Genomic DNA, 3,980 nt, shown 5'->3' on the forward strand with positions numbered 1-3,980 from the left:
AGCCAGACCTGCATGGTGTCCGCCACGGCGCGTGATCCGATCAGTTCCAGTTTTTCCTCTTCGCTCTGGACAGTGGCAAGGCCCATCCAGATCGCGGTCATCGTGCGCAGGTCGGTGCTGACGTAGAGATCGATCTCGAACCCGGGATCCGACCAGCACAGATCGACCGCCCCGTCGCGCTCGATGACCAGCCACCACAGGTTCTTGGTGGACGGCAGATCCGAGTATAGAAACTGAACCACCGTACGCTGGTCCGGCAGCGGCGTGGGGTTGAGGTTGCGGCGCATGTCCCACATCAGCAGCGACGGGTCGAGGTTGCGCAGAGAAAGCGACGATTCGACCCATTTCTGGCCCCAGACCCCCATTGCCTCGACCACGGAACGCAGGTCTTTGCCAGCTTCGGTCAGGTGATATTCGTAGATTCCGCGTTCCGAGGGCAGGGCGCGGCGTTCGATCACGCCTGCCTGTTCCAGTTCCTTCAGGCGCGTCGAAAGCAGGGCCGGTGACATCTTGGGCACGCCGCGGCGCAAGTCGTTGAACCGGGTGGTCCCGGCGACGAGTTCTCGCATCAGAACCATCGTCCACCTTGTGCACAGCACTTCCGCGGCCATCGCGACCGGACAGAATTGTTTGTAGCCCGCCTGAGACATCAGATCCTCCTGTCATGTCGTTCGACCTTAGGGCACCCGCCTTCGCCGGGCTAGTTCAGAAACTGAATCCGGTGGTTCAGTCCCGGAACTGGATGCGGGTGCGGCCCTTGCCCGATGGTGACAGGGCAGGTCCGGACCATTGGGGTCAAGGACACCAAAAGTGAAGGGCGAAACCGATGAGCGTTTTTCTGATTGCGGATATCAAAGTCACCGATGACAGCTGGGTTCCCGATTATGCGACCCATGTCCACAACCTCGTCAAGAAGCATGGCGGCAGATACCTGTCGCGAAGCGGCAATATCCGCACCCTTGAAGGGCCGGACAAGGACAGCACGCTGATTGCGCTGCTTGAGTTTCCCTCGATGGAGGCGATCGACAGATTTGCCGCCGACCCCGAATACGCGCCCTTTGGCAAAGCGCGTCAGGCCGGAAGCGTCAGTCGCTTCCATGTCATCGACGACACCGATATCGCGGGGGCCATTCCCTATCTGAAGGCTGGCTGAGGAACGGCGCGCGGCGCGCCGCCCGGCTTACTGCCCGTAGCGCGCCGCTGTCAGCCCGTCGAAGGAAATCTCGGGCTCCTTGCCGCAGACCACATCCGCGACAGCGCGGCCCGATCCGCAGGCCATGGTCCAGCCCAGCGTGCCATGTCCGGTGTTCAGATACAGGTTGTCATAGCGCGTCGCCCCCATCACCGGGGTGCCGTCCGGCGTCATCGGGCGCAGCCCGGTCCAGCCTTCGGCCTTGCTGATGTCGCCGCCCTTGGGGAAGAGGTCGCTGATCACATGGCGCACGGTATCGGTGGCATGCGGCCCCAGACGGCCGCTGTATCCGGCGATCTCGGCAGTCCCCGCGACGCGGATGCGGTCGCCAAGCCGGGTGATCGCGACCTTGTGGGTCTCATCCATGATCGTCGATTGCGGCGCGAAAGCATCGTCGGTAACGGGCAGGGTGACCGAATAGCCCTTGACCGGATAGACCGGCAGCCGGATGCCGACCGGTTTCAGCACCATCGGGGCATAGCTGCCAAGGGCGCAGACATACTTGTCGCCAGTGATCCGGCCCGCCATCTCGGTATCGACGCCGACAACCTTGCCGTCCTCGACCGCGATGCCGCGGATCGACTGGCCATACTGGAACTCGACGCCCATCTCGGCGCATTTGTCGGCAAGCGCCATGGTAAACATCCGGCAGTCGCCGGTGCGGTCGGCCAGCAACCGCAGACCGCCGACGAACTTGCCCCTCACCTCGGCCAGCGCCGGTTCAACGGCGATGCAGCCGTCGCGGTCCAGAACCTCGTAGGGGCTGTCGAACTGGGCCAGAATCTCCTGATCCGCCTTTGACCCTTTCAACTGCTTTTCGGTTCGGAAAAGCTGTAAGGTGCCCTGTTCGCGGCCATCATATTCGATGCCCGTTTCGGCGATCAGGTCGGGCATGCAGTCGCGGCTGTAGTTCGATACCCGGACCATGCGGGCCTTGTTGATCGCATAGCTTTCCTCGTTGCAGTTCATCACCATCTGCGCGCCCCATTTCCACATCGTGGGGCTGATCAGCGGCCAGATGAACAGCGGACGGCGCTTCATGAACAACCATTTGATGGCTTTCATCGGAATGCCAGGCGCGGCCCAGGGAGAGGTCATGCCATAGGAAAGCTCGCCCGCATTTGCATAGCTCGTCTCAAGCCCCGGCCCGGCCTGACGGTCCAGCACCGTGACGTCGGCGCCCTGACGTGCAAGATAATAGGCGGTGGTGACGCCGATGACACCGGCCCCCATGACAACAACTTTCATCCCGCGGCCTTCCTGTTCGCTGTGTTTCTGCGCCCCACATACAGTCTGGCTTTGCTCGTCCGCAATGATCTTGTGACGGCACGGGTTCCGGCAAGACCCGGATTGTCGCGCCCGAAACTAGAGACGCGCCAGCGCCATTGCCAGCCGGTCGTGAAGATCGGCGCGCTCCTCTGGGCTCAGAAAGGCGCCCAGTTCAACCTCGCGTCCGCCTCCCGATAGCGTCAGGTAGTATTCCACGGGTCCGCCGGTCTTGCGTATCCCGACCCGGACCCAATGCGGATTGGCCTCCCAGCTTTGCTGCGGCCCGCGCGGATTGGTGCGCACCAGTTCCGCACGGTCGGACCAGAGCCGCAGCACTTCGGTCAGGGTTCCGTCCTTGTAGCTGCGCTCGAGGAAATACCACATCAGCCCCAGCGCCCCCAGAAGGAACGGCAGCAGGCCCCAAAGCGCCAGCGTGCCCAGCAGCGCCAGAAGCGGCACCATGAGCATTCCAAAGGTAATCAGGATGAACGCCGCAAAGCCGCGCCGCGGCAGCGACCGATGCGGCCACAGCGTGACCTGAACCGCCGGGTCGCCGTCCTCGGCAAAGGAAAAGGCCCCGGTTTTTGCCGGGGCCCCTTCAGTTCTGTCATCCCATTCGAATGGCATTCACAATCGCCTTAGTGGGCGTGGCTGTGATCCCAGTCGGACTGCTTGGGCAGCGTTTCGAACGTATGTTCGGGCGGCGGCGAGGGCAGGGTCCATTCCAGGGTATCGGCATGTTCGTTCCAGTAGTTGTTGGCATTCACCGGCTTGCCGTAGCGGATGGTGTAGAACACCACGCCGATGAAGAACAGGAACGAGGCGAAGGACAGGAACGCGCCAAGCGACGACCAGTAGTTCCAGTAGGCGAACGCCTCGGGATAGTCGATGTAACGGCGCGGCATGCCCTGACGACCCAGGAAGTGCTGCGGGAAGAAGGTCAGGTTGGTGCCGATGAAGAACATCCAGAAATGCAGCTTGCCTGCCCATTCCGGATACTGGCGACCCGACATCTTGCCGATCCAGTAATAGACCCCGGCGAAGATACAGAAGGCAGCGCCAATCGACATCACGTAGTGGAAATGCGCCACGACATAATAGGTGTCGTGATAGGCGCGGTCGATGGCCGCCTGGCTCAGCACAATGCCGGTGACGCCACCGACGGTGAACAGGAACAGAAAGCCGAACGCCCAGAGCATCGGTGTCTTGAACTCGACCGAACCGCCCCACATCGTCGCGATCCACGAGAAGATCTTGATGCCGGTCGGCACCGCGATCACCATCGTGGCCAGCATGAAGTAGCTCTGCTGGGTCAGGCTCATGCCTACGGTGTACATGTGATGCGCCCAGACGACGAAGCCCAGCACACCGATGGCGACCATCGCATAGACCATCGGCAGGTAGCCGAAGATCGGCTTGCGCGAGAAGGTCGCGATGATCTCGCTGATGATCCCGAAGCCGGGCAGCATCATGATGTAGACGGCCGGGTGGGAGTAGAACCAGAAGATGTGCTGGTAGG

The 3,980-nt window shown here is 62.0% G+C and carries 5 protein-coding genes; 1 reads left to right on the forward strand and 4 read right to left on the reverse strand.

What is annotated here, in order from left to right; translation table 11 throughout:
- The coding region (locus tag WBB85_RS05770) for a winged helix-turn-helix transcriptional regulator (protein ID WP_432637678.1) at positions 1 to 650 on the reverse strand (650 nt) is incomplete at its 3' end.
- 176 nt (positions 651 to 826) lie between these two features.
- Here WBB85_RS05770 and WBB85_RS05775 point away from each other — a divergent pair.
- Positions 827 to 1,153: a DUF1330 domain-containing protein gene (locus WBB85_RS05775; protein WP_432637679.1), complete on the forward strand. Its 327-nt coding sequence runs from the start codon at positions 827 to 829 to the stop codon at positions 1,151 to 1,153.
- Positions 1,154 to 1,180: 27 nt separating this feature from the next.
- Here WBB85_RS05775 and WBB85_RS05780 read toward each other — a convergent pair whose 3' ends face one another.
- From WBB85_RS05780 to WBB85_RS05790, 3 genes are all read right to left on the reverse strand, one after another.
- Entirely contained in the window at positions 1,181 to 2,440 is a 1,260-nt protein-coding gene (locus WBB85_RS05780) for a D-amino acid dehydrogenase (protein WP_432637680.1), read from the reverse strand.
- Between the two features lie 117 nt (positions 2,441 to 2,557).
- Positions 2,558 to 3,088, reverse strand: a complete 531-nt coding sequence (locus WBB85_RS05785; RefSeq protein WP_432637681.1) for a DUF2244 domain-containing protein — start codon at positions 3,086 to 3,088, stop codon at positions 2,558 to 2,560.
- A gap of 11 nt (positions 3,089 to 3,099) precedes the next feature.
- Positions 3,100 to 3,980, reverse strand: an 881-nt coding sequence (locus WBB85_RS05790) for a cbb3-type cytochrome c oxidase subunit I (protein WP_432637682.1), incomplete at its 5' end; no start/stop codon positions are given.

It is taken from the genome of Albidovulum sp. (assembly GCF_049646345.1).
GTDB lineage: Bacteria > Pseudomonadota > Alphaproteobacteria > Rhodobacterales > Rhodobacteraceae > Albidovulum.